We start from the raw sequence: 16152 nt of genomic DNA, 5'->3' as shown, positions 1-16152 counted from the left end.
ACGCGCCCTCGCGGCCCCACCCGGTCCATCATCACAGGGCGAAGGAGTGCGGACGATGTCGCGCAGGAAGACCGAACGGCAGCTCAACCTGGTCATCTGCCTGTTGTCCACGCGGCGCCACTTGACCGCTCAGGAGATCAGGAAGACGGTCCAGGGGTACGCGGAGGCCGAGACCGAGTCGGCCTTCAAGCGCATGTTCGAGCGCGATAAGAGGGAACTGCGCGACAGCGGCATTCCGATCCAGGTGGGAACCGGTGACGCCTTCAGTGGAGAGGAGGGTTACCGCATCTCCCGCTCGGACTACGAACTGTCCGAGATCGAACTGATGCCCGACGAGGCCCTCGTACTGGGCCTGGCGGCACGGGCCTGGCGGCACGCCTCTCTGGGGGAGGCGGCGGCCAACGCCCTGTTCAAGCTGCGTTCGGCCGGCGTCCCGGTGGACGCCGAGGCCGCCCCCGGGCTGACCCCGACCATGCGGACCGACGAGCCGGCCTTCGGCCCCATCTGGCAGGCGGTGCGGGACCGACGTCCGGTCGTCTTCTCGTACCGCAAACCGGGGCAGGCCGAACCGCAGCGGCGTGAGATCGAGCCGTGGGGCATCGTGAACCGGAGCGGTCACTGGTACGTGGTCGGCCACGATCGGCTGCGAGAGGACCGTCGGGTCTTCCGGCTCGGGCGGATCCAGGGCGAGGTGACCGTGGTGCGCACCGGTCCGGACGTGAGCGTGCCCGCCGGTGTCGATCTGCGCTCGGTGGTCTCGGAACAGAGCGTCGAACCCGAGCACACCGCCACCGTGCGGGTGCGGGCCGACTCCGCGCACGCTCTGCGCCGCAGCGCACTGCGCGTGGTCCCCGGGGAGCGTGAGGGAGGGGGACGGGCCTGGGACACCCTCACCCTTCCCTACACCGACACCGCGACCCTGGTGCGGCGGGTGGCCGAGCAGGGGGCCAACGCCGAGGTCGTGGAGCCCGCCCAGGCGCGCGCCGCCGTGGCCGCCCACCTGGCGGGCATCGTCGCGGCCCCGACGGGGGAGCCCGGGCCGAGGGCCGAGCCGGTGGAGGGCGAGACGCCCGGACGCGGCCCCCGTTCGGCCGACCAGTTGCGCCGGTTGCTGATGCTGGTCCCCTACGCGCTGGGGCGCGACGTCCGGGTACCCGAGGTGGCCCGGCACTTCGGCCTCAGCGAGAAGCAGGTGGTGTCGGACCTGAGCCTGCTGTGGATGTGCGGGCTGCCCGGTTACACGCCCGGCGATCTCATCGAGGTGGACCTGGACGCCGCCAAGGAGACCGGCGAGATCATCATCGGCAACGCCGAGACCCTGGCCCAGCCGCTGCGGCTGACCGCGGACGAGGCGGCCAGCCTGGTGGTGGGCCTGTCCCTGCTGGAGGCGCTGCCCGAGGCCCAGGGGGTGGAGGGCGAGGTCCTCAAGCGGGTGGGGGAGAAACTGCGCGGCGCCGCCGGTACGGCCGTGGGCGACCTGGCCGACGCGGTCCAGGTCAGGGTGGAGACCGACGAGCAGGTGGCGCAGACCCGGCGGCGCTGCTCCCAGGCTCTGGAGGCCGGACAGCGTATGCACCTGCGCTACCTGTCGGGCTACCTGGACCAGGTCACCGAACGCGATGTGGACCCGATGGGGCTGGTGGTGCAGGACGGTCAGACGTTCCTGGAGGGGTACTGCCACCTGCGTCAGGACGTGCGCCTGTTCCGCCTGGACCGGGTACTCGAACTGACGGTGCTGCCCTACGCGGCCCAGGTGCCCGAGGGTGTGGGGCGCAGGGACCTGTCCAAGGGGATCCTTCAGCGCTCCGACCGCGACGCCCTGGTCACCCTGGCCCTGGAACCGTCCGCCCGTTGGGTCACCGAGGACTACGTGTGCGAGTCGGTCGTCGAGTCGGCCGACGGCGGGGTCTTCGCGACCCTGCGCACCCCGGCCCCGGCCTGGGTGGCGAGGCTGGCGTTGTCCCTGGGGGCCGAGGGACGTGTGGTGTCTCCCACGAACCTGGCCGACGAGGTGCGGAGCGAGGCGGAGCGGGCTCTGAAGCCCTACGAGGAAGGGTGAAACCACCTCGAACAGGACGAGACCGTTTTGTCGTCGGAGTGAGTCTCAGCCGTTCATCGGGGGGCGAGGTGTAGGTCATCTGGAAAGGGATAAGGTGAAACCGTGATCGCCCTCGCTGTCCTTTTCGGCACGGTTATCGCCGGCCTGTGCGTCGTCGGGTCCCTCACATCGAGGGTCCGACACGAGGCCGCCGTGCTGTCCGAGAAGGTGTCCCGGGCGACGGACGGGCGCCAGGTGAGCAGCGCTGACCTGCGCGAGCGCATTCAGAGGGAAGGGTCGCGGCGATGACGGCCCACCGAGTCGATGCGCGTACCATCAGAGGCGCTCGGTCGCGCCCCACAGAGAGGTAGAACCATGGGACCGTTCAACGGACCTACCATCGTCATCCTGGTGTTCCTGGCCATCCTGCTGTTCGGAGCCAAGAAGCTCCCGGACCTGGCCCGCTCCCTGGGCCGTAGCGCCCGTATCCTCAAGGCCGAGAGCAAGGGCCTGATCGACGAGGAGAACGAGAACGGGAACGAGGCCGCCGGCGAGCAGAACCGGCAGCAGGCGCAGCAGCAGCCTCAGCAGAACCCGGCTCCGCAGCAGAACCAGCAGCAGGGCTACCCGCAGCTTCCCCCCGGTCAGCGCATCGTCAACGAGTCCGGTGAGACCACCGACCGGACCTACAACCAGTAGTCCGGGGATGCCGTCGCCTTCGAGCGGCGGTCCTCCCGCCGCCCGTCACCGGCGAGCGACGGGATTTCCGGGTGTTCGCGAGGCCCGTGAGGACGGTACGGTCCGGCAAGGCCGTGGCGGTGTCCTCGGGCGGGCGACGGTTCCGCCGGCCGACGTCTCCAGGACCCCCTACCGGTGGGATGGCGCCGTGTCGCTTGGGCGCCGCCCCGGACGTTCGTGGCAGACGGGGCCCGCGTGGGCGGGCCGGGATGAGAAGAGAGTGACCAGACGATGAGCCCCCGAGGGCGAACAGCCAACCCGGACGCCCGGATGCCGCTCATGGACCATCTGCGCGAGCTGCGCAACCGTCTGGCCAAGGTCCTGGTCATCCTGTTGCTGGGCGCCGTGCTCGGTTTCGTGTTCTACGACCGGATCTGGGCCTTCCTCACCGAGCCCTACTGCTCGCTGCCGGCCTCCCAGGTCGTGGACGGCGGTGGCTGCTCCCTCATCGTCACCGGTCCCTTCGACGGCTTCTTCGTCGCCTTCAAGGTCTGGTTGTTCTTCGGGGCCCTCGCCACCACGCCGCTGTGGCTCTACCAGCTGTGGGCCTTCGTCGCCCCCGCGCTGCACAAGAACGAGAAGAAGTACGCCTACATCTTCGCCCCGCTGGCCGCGATGCTGTTCATCCTCGGCGCGGCCCTGGCCTACACGATCACCTCGTTGGCCTTGCAGATGCTCTTCGGCTTCCTGCCCCAGGACGCCGACCCCTATCTGACCATCGGGGAGTACCTGAACTACATGCTCATCATGATGGGCATGTTCGGGCTCGGCTTCATCATGCCGCTGCTGGTGGCGCTGCTCAACATCCTAGGGCTCCTCGAACACGCGACCCTCGCCAAGTGGCGTCGCGTCATCATCTTCTGCGCCTTCCTCGTCGCCGCGATCGTCACCCCGGCCGAGCCGATCTCCATGCTGGCGCTGGCCATCCCCCTGGTGGTGCTGTTCGAGATCGCCGAGCTGTTCTGTTTCCTCAACGACCGCCGCCGGCGCAAGAGCGATCCCACCTCCGAGTTGGGCGACGACGAGATCTCCGAACTCGATGACCGCCCCTCCGACCTGGGAGAACTCGAGGACACCGGTTCGGGTGAGAGCGGCGGCAAGGGCGCCTGAGCGTTCCTCGCGAAGCGGTGTGGCGCGACGCCGCACGCGCTAGTGTTCGGGTCCAGGGGCGGAGGAACGCCGCCCCGGGAGCGACGAGCGGCATGTCGTCGACCCGGTGTGGACGGGCGCCTCCTCGTCCGTGACGATGGGGGAGTACCATCGCCGCCAACGTGAGGAGGCCGATCGGGAGGTCTCGGCCGAGGATCCCCGAATCGGTACGCACATCCGGGCGCGAGGGTGTGCGGGTACCTCACTCGCCCCCAGTCACATCCCGCATCCCAGCCCTGGGTAGCTAAGGACAGGCATATGTCCCCTCATATCGCCCTTCTTGTCAACCCGGCCTCCGGTCGACGTCGCGCCGCCGTCATCGCGGTCCGGCTCAAGGAGGCCCTGCGCGCGGCCGGAGCCCGCGTGCACGTCTATACGGGCCGTTCGGCCGCCGACAGCCGCCGCCTGGCCCGGCTGGCCGTCTCCGACCGTCCCGACGCCCTGGTGGCGGTGGGCGGTGACGGCCTGGTACACCAGGCACTCCAGGCGGTGGTGGGCAGTGGAGTGCCCCTGGCGGTCGTCCCGGCCGGCAGCGGCAACGACATCGCCCGGGCCTTCGGCTCGCGGCACACCTCCGCCCGTCGGACGGCCGAGACGATCCTGGCCGGACGCACCCGCTCCAGCGACGTCATCCGGCTGACCCTGCCCGACGGCGGGAGACGCTATTACATGAGCGTCCTGGCCTGCGGTTTCGACGCCCGTGTCAACGAGAGGGTCAACGGTCTGCGCTTCGGCATGGGTCGGGCCGGTTACCTGTACGGGATCGTGGCCGAGACGCGCTCCTTCGATCCCATCGACTTCGAGATCGACATCGACGGCAGACGGATCAGCGAACGCGGCATGCTCGTGGCGGTCGGCAACACCGACTCCTACGGCGGCGGCCTGAAGATGTGCGCCGGGGCCGAACCCGACGACGGCCTCCTCGACGTGGTCCTGATCCGCGAGGCCCCGCTCTCCCGCTTCGTCCGCCACTTCCCCAGGATCCTCAAGGGATCCCACGTGGAGCTGGAGGAGGTCCGTGTGGAACGCGGGAGCAGTGTCACCGTTCGTGGAGACGCCGGGATCGCCTACGCGGACGGTGAACGTATGGGGCCCACGCCCCTGATGTGCCAGGTGGTGCCTAAAGCGGTCGAGATGTTGGAGCCGACCTCATAGTCTGAGAGACCTATGAGTAGTCACGCTGAGCGGTACGCCGCCTTCCGTCGGCGCCAGAGCGCGTCCAGCGCCGCCATCGAGGCCTTCCAAGGGCTCTACGGCTTCGAGTTCGACCCCTTCCAGATCAAGGCCTGCAAGGCCCTGGAGGGCGGACACGGGGTGCTGGTCGCCGCTCCCACCGGTTCGGGTAAGACCGTGGTCGGGGAGTTCGCCGTGCACCTGGCCCTGAACGAGGGCACCAAGTGCTTCTACACCACCCCGATCAAGGCCCTGTCCAACCAGAAGTACAACGACCTGGTCGCACGGTACGGCGCCGAACAGGTCGGTCTGCTGACCGGTGACAACAGCGTCAACGGCGAGGCTCCCGTGGTGGTGATGACCACCGAGGTGCTGCGCAACATGCTGTACGAGGGGTCCTCCACCCTGGGCGGGCTCGCGTACGTGGTCATGGACGAGGTGCACTACCTCGCCGACCGCTTCCGCGGCGCGGTCTGGGAGGAGGTGATCATCCACCTGCCCGAGTCGGTGCGGATGGTCGCCCTGTCCGCCACGGTCAGCAACGCCGAGGAGTTCGGCGAATGGCTCCAGCAGGTCCGCGGCGACACGACCGTCATCGTCGACGAGAAACGCCCCGTCCCGCTGTGGCAGCACGTCATGGTGGGCAAGCGCATGCACGACCTGTTCGTCGACCAGGAGGCGGAGTCCACCGAGGAGGGCGACGAGGGGTCCGAGGGCGGACGGAGCAGGCGCAAACGCGAACGCCGCCGTTCCCACCAGCAGCGCCCCCGGGAGATCAGGGTGGGTGGACGCACGCTCCTGATCAACCCGTTCCTGTCCCGCGCCGCCGAGGAGGACGCGCGTACGACCCAGCTCGCCAACCGGCGGCGCCACCCGCAGTCCCGGGCCCGGGGCAACGTGCGCCCGCGCACCCGCTTCGCCCCGCCCAGCCGGCCCATGATCATCGAGGAGCTGGACGCCGAGGGGCTGCTCCCGGCGATCACCTTCATCTTCAGCCGGGCCGGGTGCGACGACGCCGTCCGTCAGTGCGTGGCCTCCGGGCTGGTGCTCACCACCCCGGACGAGGCCGACGTCATCCGCGAGTACGCGGAGAGCCGCTGCGCCGACATCCCGCGCGCCGACCTGAACGTGCTCGGCTTCGACTCCTGGCTGCGCGCCCTGGAGTCGGGGATCGCCTCTCACCACGCGGGCATGCTGCCCACGTTCAAGGAGGTCGTGGAGCACCTGTTCTCCCGAGGGCTGATCCGGGCGGTGTTCGCCACCGAGACCCTCGCGCTGGGCATCAACATGCCGGCGCGCACCGTGGTCATCGAGAAGCTCGACAAGTGGAACGGCGAGACCCACGCGTCCCTCACACCGGGCGAGTACACCCAGCTCACCGGGCGTGCCGGCCGACGCGGCATCGACGTGGAGGGCCACGCGGTCGTCATCTGGCAGGCCGGCACCGACCCGGAGTCCGTGGCCAGTCTGGCCGGAACCCGCACCTACCCGCTCAACTCCAGCTTCCAGCCCTCCTACAACATGGCGGTCAACCTGGTCGGCCAGGTCGGCCGGCGCCGTAGCCGGGCCATGCTGGAGGCCTCCTTCGCCCAGTTCCAGGCCGACCGGGCCGTGGTGGGCCTGGTCAAGAAGCTGCGCAAGCACGAGGAGGCCCTGGAGGGGTACGCCCGGGCCGCCGAGTGCCACCTGGGCGACTTCATGGAGTACGCCGGGCTTCGGCGCGCCCTGAGCGACCGTGAGTCGTCTCTGGCCAAGACCCGCTCGATCCGCCGTCGTGACGAGGCCCTGGAGAGCCTGGAGGCGTTGCGTCCGGGCGACATCATCCGGATCCCCTCGGGGCGCTACTCCGGACACGCGGTCGTGCTGGACCCGGGGCTGCGCCATGACCTGCCCGCGCCCCTGGTCCTGACGGTGGACAAGCAGGTCAAGCGGATCAACTCCGGCGACTTCACCGTCCCGGTGCGGGCGTCGGGGCGGATGCGCATCCCCAAATCGTTCTCGGCCAAGTCGCCGCGCTCGCGGCAGGACCTGGCCTCGACCCTGCGCAACAAGCTCAAGGAACAGGGCACCGAGCCCACCTACGAGCGGGGCCGGGACCGGGGAGACCGAGAGGACTCCGAGGTCAAGCGGTTGCGCGCGGAACTCCGGGCGCACCCCTGCCACGGTTGCGCGGATCGCGAGGAGCACGCCCGCTGGGCCGAGCGCTACCACCGGACGAAGAAGGACACGGACGCGCTGCGTCGCAGGGTGGAGGGGCGGTCGCACGTCATCTCCCGCACCTTCGACCGGGTGTGCGGCGTCCTGGAGGACCTGGAGTACCTCTCCGGGGACTCCGTCTCCGAGGACGGCGGCCGGCTGGCCAAGATCTACTCGGAGCTGGACCTGTTGGTCGCCGAGTGCCTGCGCCGCGGGGTGTGGAAGGACCTCACCCCCGTGGACATGGCCGCCGTCGCCGCCTCCCTGGTCTACGAGGCCAGGCGTGGAGACGACCCCTACCCCCGTGTCCCCGAGGGACGCGTGGAGGAGGCGCTCCAGGAGATGCTGCGTCTGTGGGGCGAGCTCAACGAGGTGGAGACCCGTCACCGGGTGTCGTTCCTGCGCCAACCCGACCTGGGCTTCGTGTGGACCGCCCACCGTTGGGCCCGGGGCGACCGCCTCGACGCGATCCTGAGTCGGACCGAGATGACGGCGGGCGACTTCGTGCGCACCGCCAAGATGCTCGTCGACATGCTCGGGCAGATCGCCGTGGCCGCCACCGACCAGCAGGTCAGGTCCAACGCCCGTAAGGCCGCCGACCTGGTACGCCGGGGCGTGGTGGCCTACTCCTCGCTGACCTGATCGTCGAGTGAGGCCCTGACCTCGGCCGCCGCGCGGCGCCCCGAGGACAGGGCGCCGTCGAAGTACCCGTTCCAGCGGGTGGCCGTCTCGGTTCCGGCCCAGTGCACCACCTCCACCGGGGTGCGCAGGGCCGGGCCGAAGGTGACGGTGGTGCCGGGCACCATGTGGCCGGAGAAGCAGCCGCGGGTCCACTGCTCGCCCATCCAGTCGAACTCCACGTAGTCCTCCGGCGAGCGGGCCCGGTCGCCGAACAGATCGGCCATCCGCTCCAGGACGATACGGCGCCGTTCCTCCAAGGGGCGAGCGCGCAGGAGCACCGCCTCCTCCCCGTAGACGAACCCGGTCAGGACCGCACTCGGTCCGCCCGGAGGCGTGTTGTCGACGGTCTCGGTCAGCACTCCCGTCGCCGAGGTGGACACACCGGACAGGCCCTGATCGCGCCAGAACGGCTCCGAGTGGATCGCGTGCACCTTCAGGGCGCTGCCGGCCGGGGTCCGTTGCAGGGCCCCGTCGTTGAGCGGGGGCAGGGCCGGGTCGAAGCGCAGGCGCGCGGCCAGGGTGGGCGGCAGTGCGACGATCACCCGATCGGCCGTGTAGGCGTGGGTGGTCGTGGTGACCCGGGCGTCGGTGGAGCCGTACTCCACCGAGGTCACGGGCTCGTTCAGACGCAGCACCCCGGGTGGCAGGTCGGAGGCCATGTGCTCGGCGACGATCTGAGCGCCGCCGGTGATCCTGGTCTGTTGGGCACCGCCCTCGTAGCCCAGTAGCGGTCGGATCCCGCCGGCGGAGGCGATGTAGAAGAGCGTCTCCAGGAGCGAGGCCTCGGACGGGGCTCCCGCGAGCAGTCCGCCGGAGACGATCCGGGCCACGTAGCGGATGGTCGTCTCGGAGTACTCGGTGCCGACCAGCCAGGAGGCGAAGGTCTGTTGGTCCCAGGCGCGGGCCTCGGGCGCGTCCCACGGACGTTCGGGGGTGACCTGGAGGGCCAGGAGGTCGATGTCCTCCAGCAGGGCGTCGACCTCGGTCGGAGGCGAGGTGAGACGCTCCCCGCCCATGTCGACCACCGGGTCGCCGATCCGAGGGGTCGGATAGGTCTCGACCCCGTAGTGCTCCACGAGCTCCAGGATCAGCTCCTGGGTGGGGCCGATCCACTGTCCGCCCAGGTCCAACTGGGTGCCGTCGGAGAGGTAGCGGGTGAAGGCGCGCCCACCGACCCTGCCCCGGGCCTCCAGGAGCTGCACGGACGCCCCCGCCCGGAGCAGGTCGCGGGTCGCGCCGAGTCCGGCGAAACCCGCGCCGATCACGATCACGTCGTGGTGTCGGTGTCGTTCCAGCACTGTCGGGCCCCCGTCCCTCGCACGCCCCCGCGGCGTCTCGGGACGATCCTCACACGGGACGGGGGCCGCGCCTCCTCTCACACGCGGAAGGCCCCTCTCACGGGAGGAGTTCGAAACCGTCCCGGGCCAGGGGGAGGCCGTTGACCTGGATCTCGACCGGGTGCTCGCCCGGGTGGTACCGGCGGGTGCTGATCGGGCGGATCGTGTGCGCCTTCTCCAGGTGCCGGGTCTCGCCGGGGGCGAGTTCGAGTTCGGTGAGCTTGAAGACCTTGGGGATCGGCCGACGGTTCTCGCGTACGTGGTGGACGACGTAGTCGACGGTCACCCGGTGTGGACGCGTATCGGTGTTCTCGACGGCGAAGCGCAGGGTGACGGTGTCGCCGAGGCGGATCGCGGCCGGCCGTACCGTCAGGTCATGGACCCCGATGTGTTCGCCTCCGGTGTTGCCGAGCAGGGCGAGGGCCTCCTGGTCCCCTTTCTTGACCAGGGTCCGCAGGGCGTGCTTCACGATCCACCGGGTCTCGGGGACCGGGCTCTCCCGGAGCCAACGCCGGGCGGTGGCCAGGGCGAGGTCGGGGTGGTCCTTGGAGATGTCGTTCAGGTTGTTGGCGACCGAGGTGCGCACGTAGTTCGAAGGGTCGGCGCGCAGGTGCTCCAGGATCTCCAGGACGGGGGAGGGGTCCTCGACGAAGAAGGGGAGCGTGCCCGCCCAGGGCAGCCGTGGCCGGATCCCCTCGCTCGCCAACCTTCTCACGTTGTGGCCGGGGTCGACCGCCCAGCGGGCGAAGCGGGCCATCGTGATCTCACGGTGGTGGGTGACGAACGGCCGGACGGCGTACTCGGCGGTGTGGCAGCGGGTCACCTCCTCCAGGAAGTCCAGGGACTCCTCGGGGTGGTCCAGGCCGTACTCCTCCACGTAACGGGCGACCGGCATCAGGAACCAGCTCGTCTTGAACATCCCCCGGCCCTCGGAGAGCTCCTCGACCAGGGTGCCGCGCAGGATGTCCAGGGCCTTCGGATAGGAGTCGGGAAGGCGTGAACGCAGTCCTTCGCACAGGACCAGCACACGGTCCTTCAATTCCAGGTCGGGGACCCGACGGTCGACCTCGACCGCGTAACCCGCGGTGTCGAACCCGGGCAGGGCCGTCCGGATCCCCTCGCCCAGGATGAAGGCGGTCTCTCCGGTGAAGTGCTTCTTCAGGCCGTACTCTCCGGACATCGTCCTGCTCTCTTTCGAAGGGGAGGCCCGCACGGGGCCGGGGCGCGAACGGCCCCCCGCCATCGAACAGCAGACCTCGGACATCCGCGCCGTGCCTCGCACCCGCGCCGACGGAACGGAACAAGCGTGATGAGAGTGACGTTGGAGGGCGTAGTGGCGCCCCGGTGTGCGAAACGGTTCGTATGGGGCGTCATCATGGGAGAGGCACGGGACCCCACCGGGGCCTGTACTCCGTAAGTCACCCTGAAACGAGGCTTGAGCTGTGCTGCGCACCCTCATGAACGGCAAGATCCACCGCGCCACGGTCACCCAGGCCGACCTGCACTACGTGGGTTCGGTCACCATCGACGCCGACCTGATGGAGGCCGCCGACATCGTCGACGGCGAACAGGTCCACATCGTCGACATCGACAACGGCAACCGTCTGGTCACCTACGCACTGGTGGGGGAGCGGGGCAGCGGTGTCATCGGGATCAACGGGGCCGCCGCCCACCTGGTCCGACCCGGCGACCTGGTCATCATCATCGGCTACGCCCAGGTGGACGAGAAGGAGCGGGCCGACCACGTCCAGCACATCGTCCACGTGGACGGCGACAACCGGATCGTCGCCCTGGGCAACGACCCCGCCGAGCCGGTCCCCGGAAGCGACCAGATCGCCGGTCGCTGACCTCTCCCGCCTCTTTCGAACGCCCGCGTGGACGCGCGGGCGTTCGTGTTCTCCGAGGTGAGGGACGCGCTCGCGACAAGTCCCTCTTACTGGCCGATTCCGGCCGGATCGGCCCATCCTCGTCCGGGTATGCCCAGGGGCGCCATGGAGGAACAGGACGAGGAACGGCGCCGGGTCGCCGAGCACATCGAATGGCAGAAACAGGGGGCGTGGGTCGTCCTCTGGGGGGTCCACAGCCGCCGCTTCTGGGCCTTCGCCTGCTGGCCGGTGATCCCGGAGGCCGGCGTGGTCGTCGACGCGGGCGATCCCGAGGCGCTCTACAGCGTGATGCGCTACGTCGAGCGTGAACACGACTTCCTGCGTTGGCGCTACGGGCGATCCCGAGGCGCCCGTTCGCCCGGCCCACGACGGTACACATCCGGACCTTTACCGGAAACACCCCCGGACCTTCCCCGAACCCCCTCTTGTGGCGGTTAACGTGCGGTTTCGGGGGCTCGTCGGTCCGGGCGGGCCGTCACACCGGACGAAGGGGTGTTCTCAGTGAGCGATCGGGAGCCCGAAGAGGGGCCCGAGGGGCGGCCGGGAGAGGATCCGGTGAACCACCATCCGCCCGAGGAGTGGCGGCCGGGGGACCCGGGAGACCCGTTCGGCGGAGGCTCCCGACCACCGGGGGAACCGCCGCGCTCGGACGGGCCGGGCGACCCGTACCACGACCCTTCCGGATATGGGGGCGCCGCGCCGGGACCGCCCTCCGGGACGGAGGGTTCCGGAGGGCGGCCCACGATGCGACCTCCCCGGGGAGAGGAGACCGGAGAGCTCTCGGAGGGGCCCAACGGGCCGGGCGGGGCCGGCTACGAGAACTCCGGCTATCCGCCGGGCCAGGGAGGTTACCCGGACACCCCCTACGCCTACGGGAATCGCGGCGGATACGAAGGCCGGGGGAGCGGCTTCTCCGGCCCGCCCCCGGTCCCTCCCACTCCTTGGGGCAAGATCCTCGGTATCGGATGCGGGGTTCTGCTCCTGTTGCTCCTGGTCCTGGGTGGATGCGGGGCGGTGATGATCTTCATGTCCGGGACGGGCTCGCCCGAGGGGCCCGGCGGCCCGGTCGGACCGGGAGAAGGGGTGCAGGAGGACCCCCGGGGCGAGGAGACCCCTTCGAACGCCACCCTGGACGCCTCCTCGACCGACTTCCAGCCCAGTTCGCTGTACGTGGAGGGCGAGTTCACCAGCGTCCGGGTGCGGATCACCAACGACGGGGAGCGCTCGCTGGACGTCAACCCGCTCTACTTCACGGTCGTGGACACCTCGGGGGAGGAGCACGCCCCGGGCGACGCCATCGCGATGGACGCGCGGGAGATCAGCGTGCAGACCCTGGAGTCGGGTCAGAACGCCGAAGGGGTGATCACCGTGGAGGGAACGGTCGAACCGGAGAGCGTCGTCTTCGAGCCCTTCCACACCATCCCGGTGGAGGTACCGGTCGAATGAGGCGGGGTCAGGGCGCCAACGCGGGGTCGCGCAGCCATTCGTTCAGGTCCTGCCGGCGTTCGCCGTCGCACTTGAGCGGGCAGGTGGTGCAGTAGCCGTGCTCCGGGTCGCCCTTGTAGTCGAAGCAGCAGGTGCCGCGGACGGCCCAGGTGCCCTGGGGGTGGTCCGGCGCGAAGGGGAACAGACGGGGACGCCTGCGGGTGACGGCGCCGGCGGCGATCACCGCGTCGCCCAGGCGGGTGGCCAGCTCCCAGGCCTGTTCGGCGTCCCGGCCCAGGTAACGGGCCGGGTTGAGCATGTAGAAGTGCAGGGTGTCGAGCACCCACCCCCACAGGGTGCGCTTCCCCGCCCGCGAGTGCGCGTGCAGCGCCTCCACCAGCGGCTCGACGGTGGCGAACAGGGCCTCGGCGGTCAGCCGGATCTGTTCGGCCTCGTCTCGGGCGACCAGGGTGTCGGGGTGGTCGGCGGCGGGGTCGTCGGGCAGGACCACGGTGCGGGCGTCGACCACGATCGGGGTCTCGAAGCGCGAGTGGGAGAGGTTCCAGGGCAGGCGGAGCGTGTCCGGGGCGAGCAGCGGGGCTCGGCCCGTCAGGTACAGCGAGGACGCCACCAGGAAGATCGGCTCGCGCAGGGTGACCCGGAGCAGGTTGGTGGCGGCGGGCAGGCGGTGACCGGGGCCGTGTTCGGTCCGCAGTTTGTCGAACAGGACCGGCAGATGCCCCTCCTCGACCAGTGAGGCGACGCTGTGGTACTCCGTGCGGATCGTGGGACGGCGGTGGAGTTCGGCCAGGTCCAGCAGTTCGGGCAGGGGAGCGAACTTCAATCGTGCGCAGACGGAGCGGAGCGCGTCGAGTGGATCTGGTGACACCGCGGAACCTGCCCTTCGTCGCGTGGTGGGACCGTGTCGTCTCCGGCGGATGTGATGGCCGCGGGGCCGCCGGGAGGCGGGTAACCCCACGCCTGCTTAAGTGAGGCTACCCTAACGAAGATTCCCGGGGCAATCGGTGACGGAACGTGTTTGCCGAAAAGTGGCGTCTCGATGTCCAGGTAGGGCGCTTTCGGAGGGTTCGGGGCCGAGGCGTCCGTCGGTCCTCCCATATATCTGTGTGCGTGGTACACGGTTCTAGGATGGGTGTCGACGGACGAAGACGGGGAACGGGCCCGTCCGGCCCGACCGGCGGTCTCGAAGCGGTACCGACGACTGGTGGGACATGACGAGCGAGCGACAGCCGACGCCCGGGTTCGCCCGGGAGATCGAACTGCTCTGGGGGCTGAAGGAGGCCCCCAGGCGCGGCCCCAGACCGAAGCTCAGCCGGGAGGCGATCGTGGACACCGCGATCGCGCTGGCCGACGCCGAGGGGTTGGAGGGCGTCTCCATGCAGCGTGTGGCCAAGGAGCTCGGTTACACCACCATGTCCCTGTACCGGCACGTGGACAGCAAGGAGGACCTGCTCGCCCTGATGTCCGACGCGGCCGTCAAGGGCATGCCGGTGCCCGAACCCCGTACCGACGGAGACTGGCGGGCCGGGGTGGAGGAGTGGTGCCGCAGCGCGATCACCATCTACCGGGCCCATCCGTGGGCGGTCCACATCCCCTTGTCCGGCCCGCCCGGAGGACCCTACGGACTCAGGTGGATGGAGGCCGGCCTCCGTGAGCTCGTCGCCTCGGGGCTGCGCGCGGACGAGGCGATCCAGACCCTCATGCTGTTGGCCTGCACCCTGCGCGACGCTCTCCGGATAGAGAACGACATGCGGCGTACGGCCGCCGAACGCGGCATGTCCCTGGAGGAGTCGACGAGGATGTGGGCGCAGAGCGTGCGGCGGGTCATCGACCCGCGGGAGTTCCCCACGATCTCCCGGGTCTTCGAAGAGGGCGTCTTCGAAGAGGAGCCCACCGAGACCGCGGACCCGGGACCGGCGAAGGACATCGACTTCCCCATCCAACGCATCCTCGACGGGATCGAGGCCTACGTACGCGACAGGAAGGCCGGTGGCGACGCGCCCTGACCCGCCGACACGACGAGGCCGCGCCCGGTCCACCGGACACGGCCCCGCGCACGCCTCGGATCAGTGGATCAGGACGAGGTGATGGCGGCTCAACACGGCGACCACCTTGGCGCACACCTCGACCTCCACGCCCGCGTGTCCGGCCAGCTCCGCCACGGTCGCCTCCCTGTGCTCGGCGATCGCCTCCAACACCGGAGCGGTCACCTCGGGCAGCCGGTACCGCTTCCCCGCCACGGTCAGCGCCACCTTGCCGCCCTCCCGGATCATCGGCGGCGGCAGGATCGGCACGAACTCCACCCGTGACCCGGCCGAGGGAACGGCGTCCTCGACCGGCCAGGGAAGGGAGAACGAGGTCCGACGGGGGAAACGTCCGTCACGTTCGGCCAGGAAGTCGTCCAGGTCGGCCCGTTCGGCCGCCTCCACCAGGCGCGACACCAGTTCGTGCCGGTGCTTGCGGCGAGTGTCCGGGTCGGCGAACCGCGGCAGGTCGCGGCGGAACGCCTCCTCCTCGTACAGGCCCCGCACCAGCGACTCGGCCCAGTCGATCCCGGTCGCGCGCGTGAACCCGAAGGTCAGATGCATGCTCATCTCGCCGGTACCGGTCACCGTGTGCCACCAGCCGCGGGGAACGTGGAGCACCTGCCCCGGACGCAGCACGCCCTCCCAGACCAGGTGGAGTCCTCCGTCGGCGTCCCTCGGCGGGGTGTGCGCGTGGTCGGTGTCGTTCTTCATCGGGAACGGACGGGTGCCCGGTCCGTGCACCTGCCAGTGCTTGGAACCCTCCACCTGGACGATCATCGTGTCGTGGTCGTCCCAGTGGGTGTCGAACCCGCGGGACTCGCCCCAGATCAGGTACAGATTGGCCTGCGCGCGTTCGCGTACCAGCCGCATCAGGTCGTCGGCGGCCTCCCCCACCGGGGCGTGCATCCTGTCCACACTGTCCAGGACCAGGCTGGCCCCGGCCCTCAGCTCTCGGTACAACGACTCGGGTCGGACGATCCGACGTGTGTCCCGAGAGGCGGTCCCCACATCGGTGTAGCGGTCCAACGGCACCGGTGAACCGTCCCGGTGCAGACGAAGACGCGGCGGTTCGGGTGCGCAAACGGCCAGCAGGCGGTTCAGGTCCTCCAGGGAGAACAGGGAACGTACGGCGTCCGCCCCCAGGTCGGCGAAGACGAACTCCTCCGACAACCGGGTGGTGAGGGCGTCGCGTCCCACGACGTCGCACAGGGCGCGGGTGAACAGACGACCGGGCTCGGTCACGGCGATCCTTTCGGAAGGGAAGGGGTGTGAGGGCGCGCGGACGCCGAAGGGAGAGGGGACCCGTCCGGCCCGGGGCGAGGCCGCCGGACCGGACGGGTCGGATCAGATGAAGTCGGAGCTGGAGTCGGTGCCGTCGTTGTCGCCGCCCGCCGTGATGTCGCGGGAGGTCACCTCCGCCAGGTCCTCGACCTCGACCTCGATGGGGTCCATATCGCACCTGCTTTCTGTACGGGTGATCG

12 protein-coding genes and 1 pseudogene are annotated in these 16152 nt (G+C 70.0%); 9 read left to right on the top strand and 4 right to left on the bottom strand.

The window, feature by feature from the left end:
• Positions 1 to 55 precede the first annotated feature (55 nt).
• The 5 genes from TR33_RS00370 (at position 56) to TR33_RS00345 (ending at position 7936) form a co-directional block, all read left to right on the top strand.
• The gene (locus TR33_RS00370) at positions 56 to 2059 is read left to right on the top strand and encodes a helix-turn-helix transcriptional regulator (RefSeq protein WP_017533883.1); all 2004 of its coding nucleotides are present in this window, start codon (positions 56 to 58) and stop codon (positions 2057 to 2059) included.
• A 354-nt stretch (positions 2060 to 2413) separates the two neighbouring features.
• Positions 2414 to 2737: a Sec-independent protein translocase subunit TatA gene (tatA, locus tag TR33_RS00360; RefSeq protein ID WP_014911188.1), complete on the top strand. Its 324-nt coding sequence runs from the start codon at positions 2414 to 2416 to the stop codon at positions 2735 to 2737.
• A gap of 309 nt (positions 2738 to 3046) precedes the next feature.
• Positions 3047 to 3886, top strand: a complete 840-nt coding sequence (gene tatC, locus TR33_RS00355) for a twin-arginine translocase subunit TatC (RefSeq protein WP_014908968.1) — start codon at positions 3047 to 3049, stop codon at positions 3884 to 3886.
• Between the two features lie 297 nt (positions 3887 to 4183).
• The gene (locus TR33_RS00350; RefSeq protein ID WP_014908414.1) at positions 4184 to 5080 is read left to right on the top strand and encodes a diacylglycerol/lipid kinase family protein; all 897 of its coding nucleotides are present in this window, start codon (positions 4184 to 4186) and stop codon (positions 5078 to 5080) included.
• A gap of 12 nt (positions 5081 to 5092) precedes the next feature.
• Positions 5093 to 7936 (top strand): DEAD/DEAH box helicase, encoded by a 2844-nt coding sequence (locus TR33_RS00345; RefSeq protein ID WP_042280787.1) that lies wholly within the window; start codon positions 5093 to 5095, stop codon positions 7934 to 7936.
• Here the strand turns inward: TR33_RS00345 and TR33_RS00340 are convergent.
• Both TR33_RS00340 and TR33_RS00335 read right to left on the bottom strand, forming a co-directional pair.
• On the bottom strand, positions 7918 to 9273 hold the full coding sequence (locus TR33_RS00340; protein WP_042280785.1) for a flavin monoamine oxidase family protein: 1356 nt from the start codon (positions 9271 to 9273) through the stop codon (positions 7918 to 7920). The genes TR33_RS00345 and TR33_RS00340 overlap by 19 nt on opposite strands.
• 97 nt (positions 9274 to 9370) lie before the next feature.
• Positions 9371 to 10492 carry a DNA alkylation repair protein gene (locus TR33_RS00335; RefSeq protein WP_042280783.1) on the bottom strand — a complete coding sequence of 374 codons (1122 nt, stop codon included), beginning with the start codon at positions 10490 to 10492 and terminating at the stop codon, positions 9371 to 9373.
• Between the two features lie 262 nt (positions 10493 to 10754).
• Between TR33_RS00335 and panD the strand changes: the two genes are divergently transcribed.
• The 3 genes and pseudogenes from panD to TR33_RS00320 all read left to right on the top strand — a co-directional run bounded on the left by panD (position 10755) and on the right by TR33_RS00320 (position 12644).
• The gene (gene panD / locus TR33_RS00330) at positions 10755 to 11159 is read left to right on the top strand and encodes an aspartate 1-decarboxylase (protein ID WP_014912032.1); all 405 of its coding nucleotides are present in this window, start codon (positions 10755 to 10757) and stop codon (positions 11157 to 11159) included.
• A 129-nt stretch (positions 11160 to 11288) separates the two neighbouring features.
• Positions 11289 to 11537: pseudogene (locus tag TR33_RS00325) on the top strand (hypothetical protein); the annotation flags it as partial.
• A 405-nt stretch (positions 11538 to 11942) separates the two neighbouring features.
• Entirely contained in the window at positions 11943 to 12644 is a 702-nt protein-coding gene (locus TR33_RS00320) for a DUF4352 domain-containing protein (RefSeq protein ID WP_014908657.1), read from the top strand.
• A 7-nt stretch (positions 12645 to 12651) separates the two neighbouring features.
• On the opposite strand, the gene TR33_RS00315 is transcribed toward TR33_RS00320, so the two are convergent.
• Positions 12652 to 13512, bottom strand: a complete 861-nt coding sequence (locus TR33_RS00315; protein ID WP_014912510.1) for a (2Fe-2S)-binding protein — start codon at positions 13510 to 13512, stop codon at positions 12652 to 12654.
• Between the two features lie 343 nt (positions 13513 to 13855).
• Between TR33_RS00315 and TR33_RS00310 the strand changes: the two genes are divergently transcribed.
• A complete protein-coding gene (locus tag TR33_RS00310; protein ID WP_042280781.1) occupies positions 13856 to 14650 on the top strand; it encodes a TetR/AcrR family transcriptional regulator in 795 nt (264 codons plus the stop codon).
• Positions 14651 to 14710: 60 nt separating this feature from the next.
• Here TR33_RS00310 and TR33_RS00305 read toward each other — a convergent pair whose 3' ends face one another.
• The gene (locus TR33_RS00305; RefSeq protein ID WP_042280779.1) at positions 14711 to 15913 is read right to left on the bottom strand and encodes a JmjC domain-containing protein; all 1203 of its coding nucleotides are present in this window, start codon (positions 15911 to 15913) and stop codon (positions 14711 to 14713) included.
• Positions 15914 to 16152: the final 239 nt, after the last annotated feature.

The sequence above is a fragment of the Nocardiopsis alba genome (genome assembly GCF_000710955.1).
In the GTDB taxonomy this organism is placed as follows: domain Bacteria; phylum Actinomycetota; class Actinomycetes; order Streptosporangiales; family Streptosporangiaceae; genus Nocardiopsis; species Nocardiopsis alba.
The sequence above is the reverse complement of the archived record's forward strand: the minus strand, read 5'-3'. Positions and strand labels throughout refer to the sequence as shown.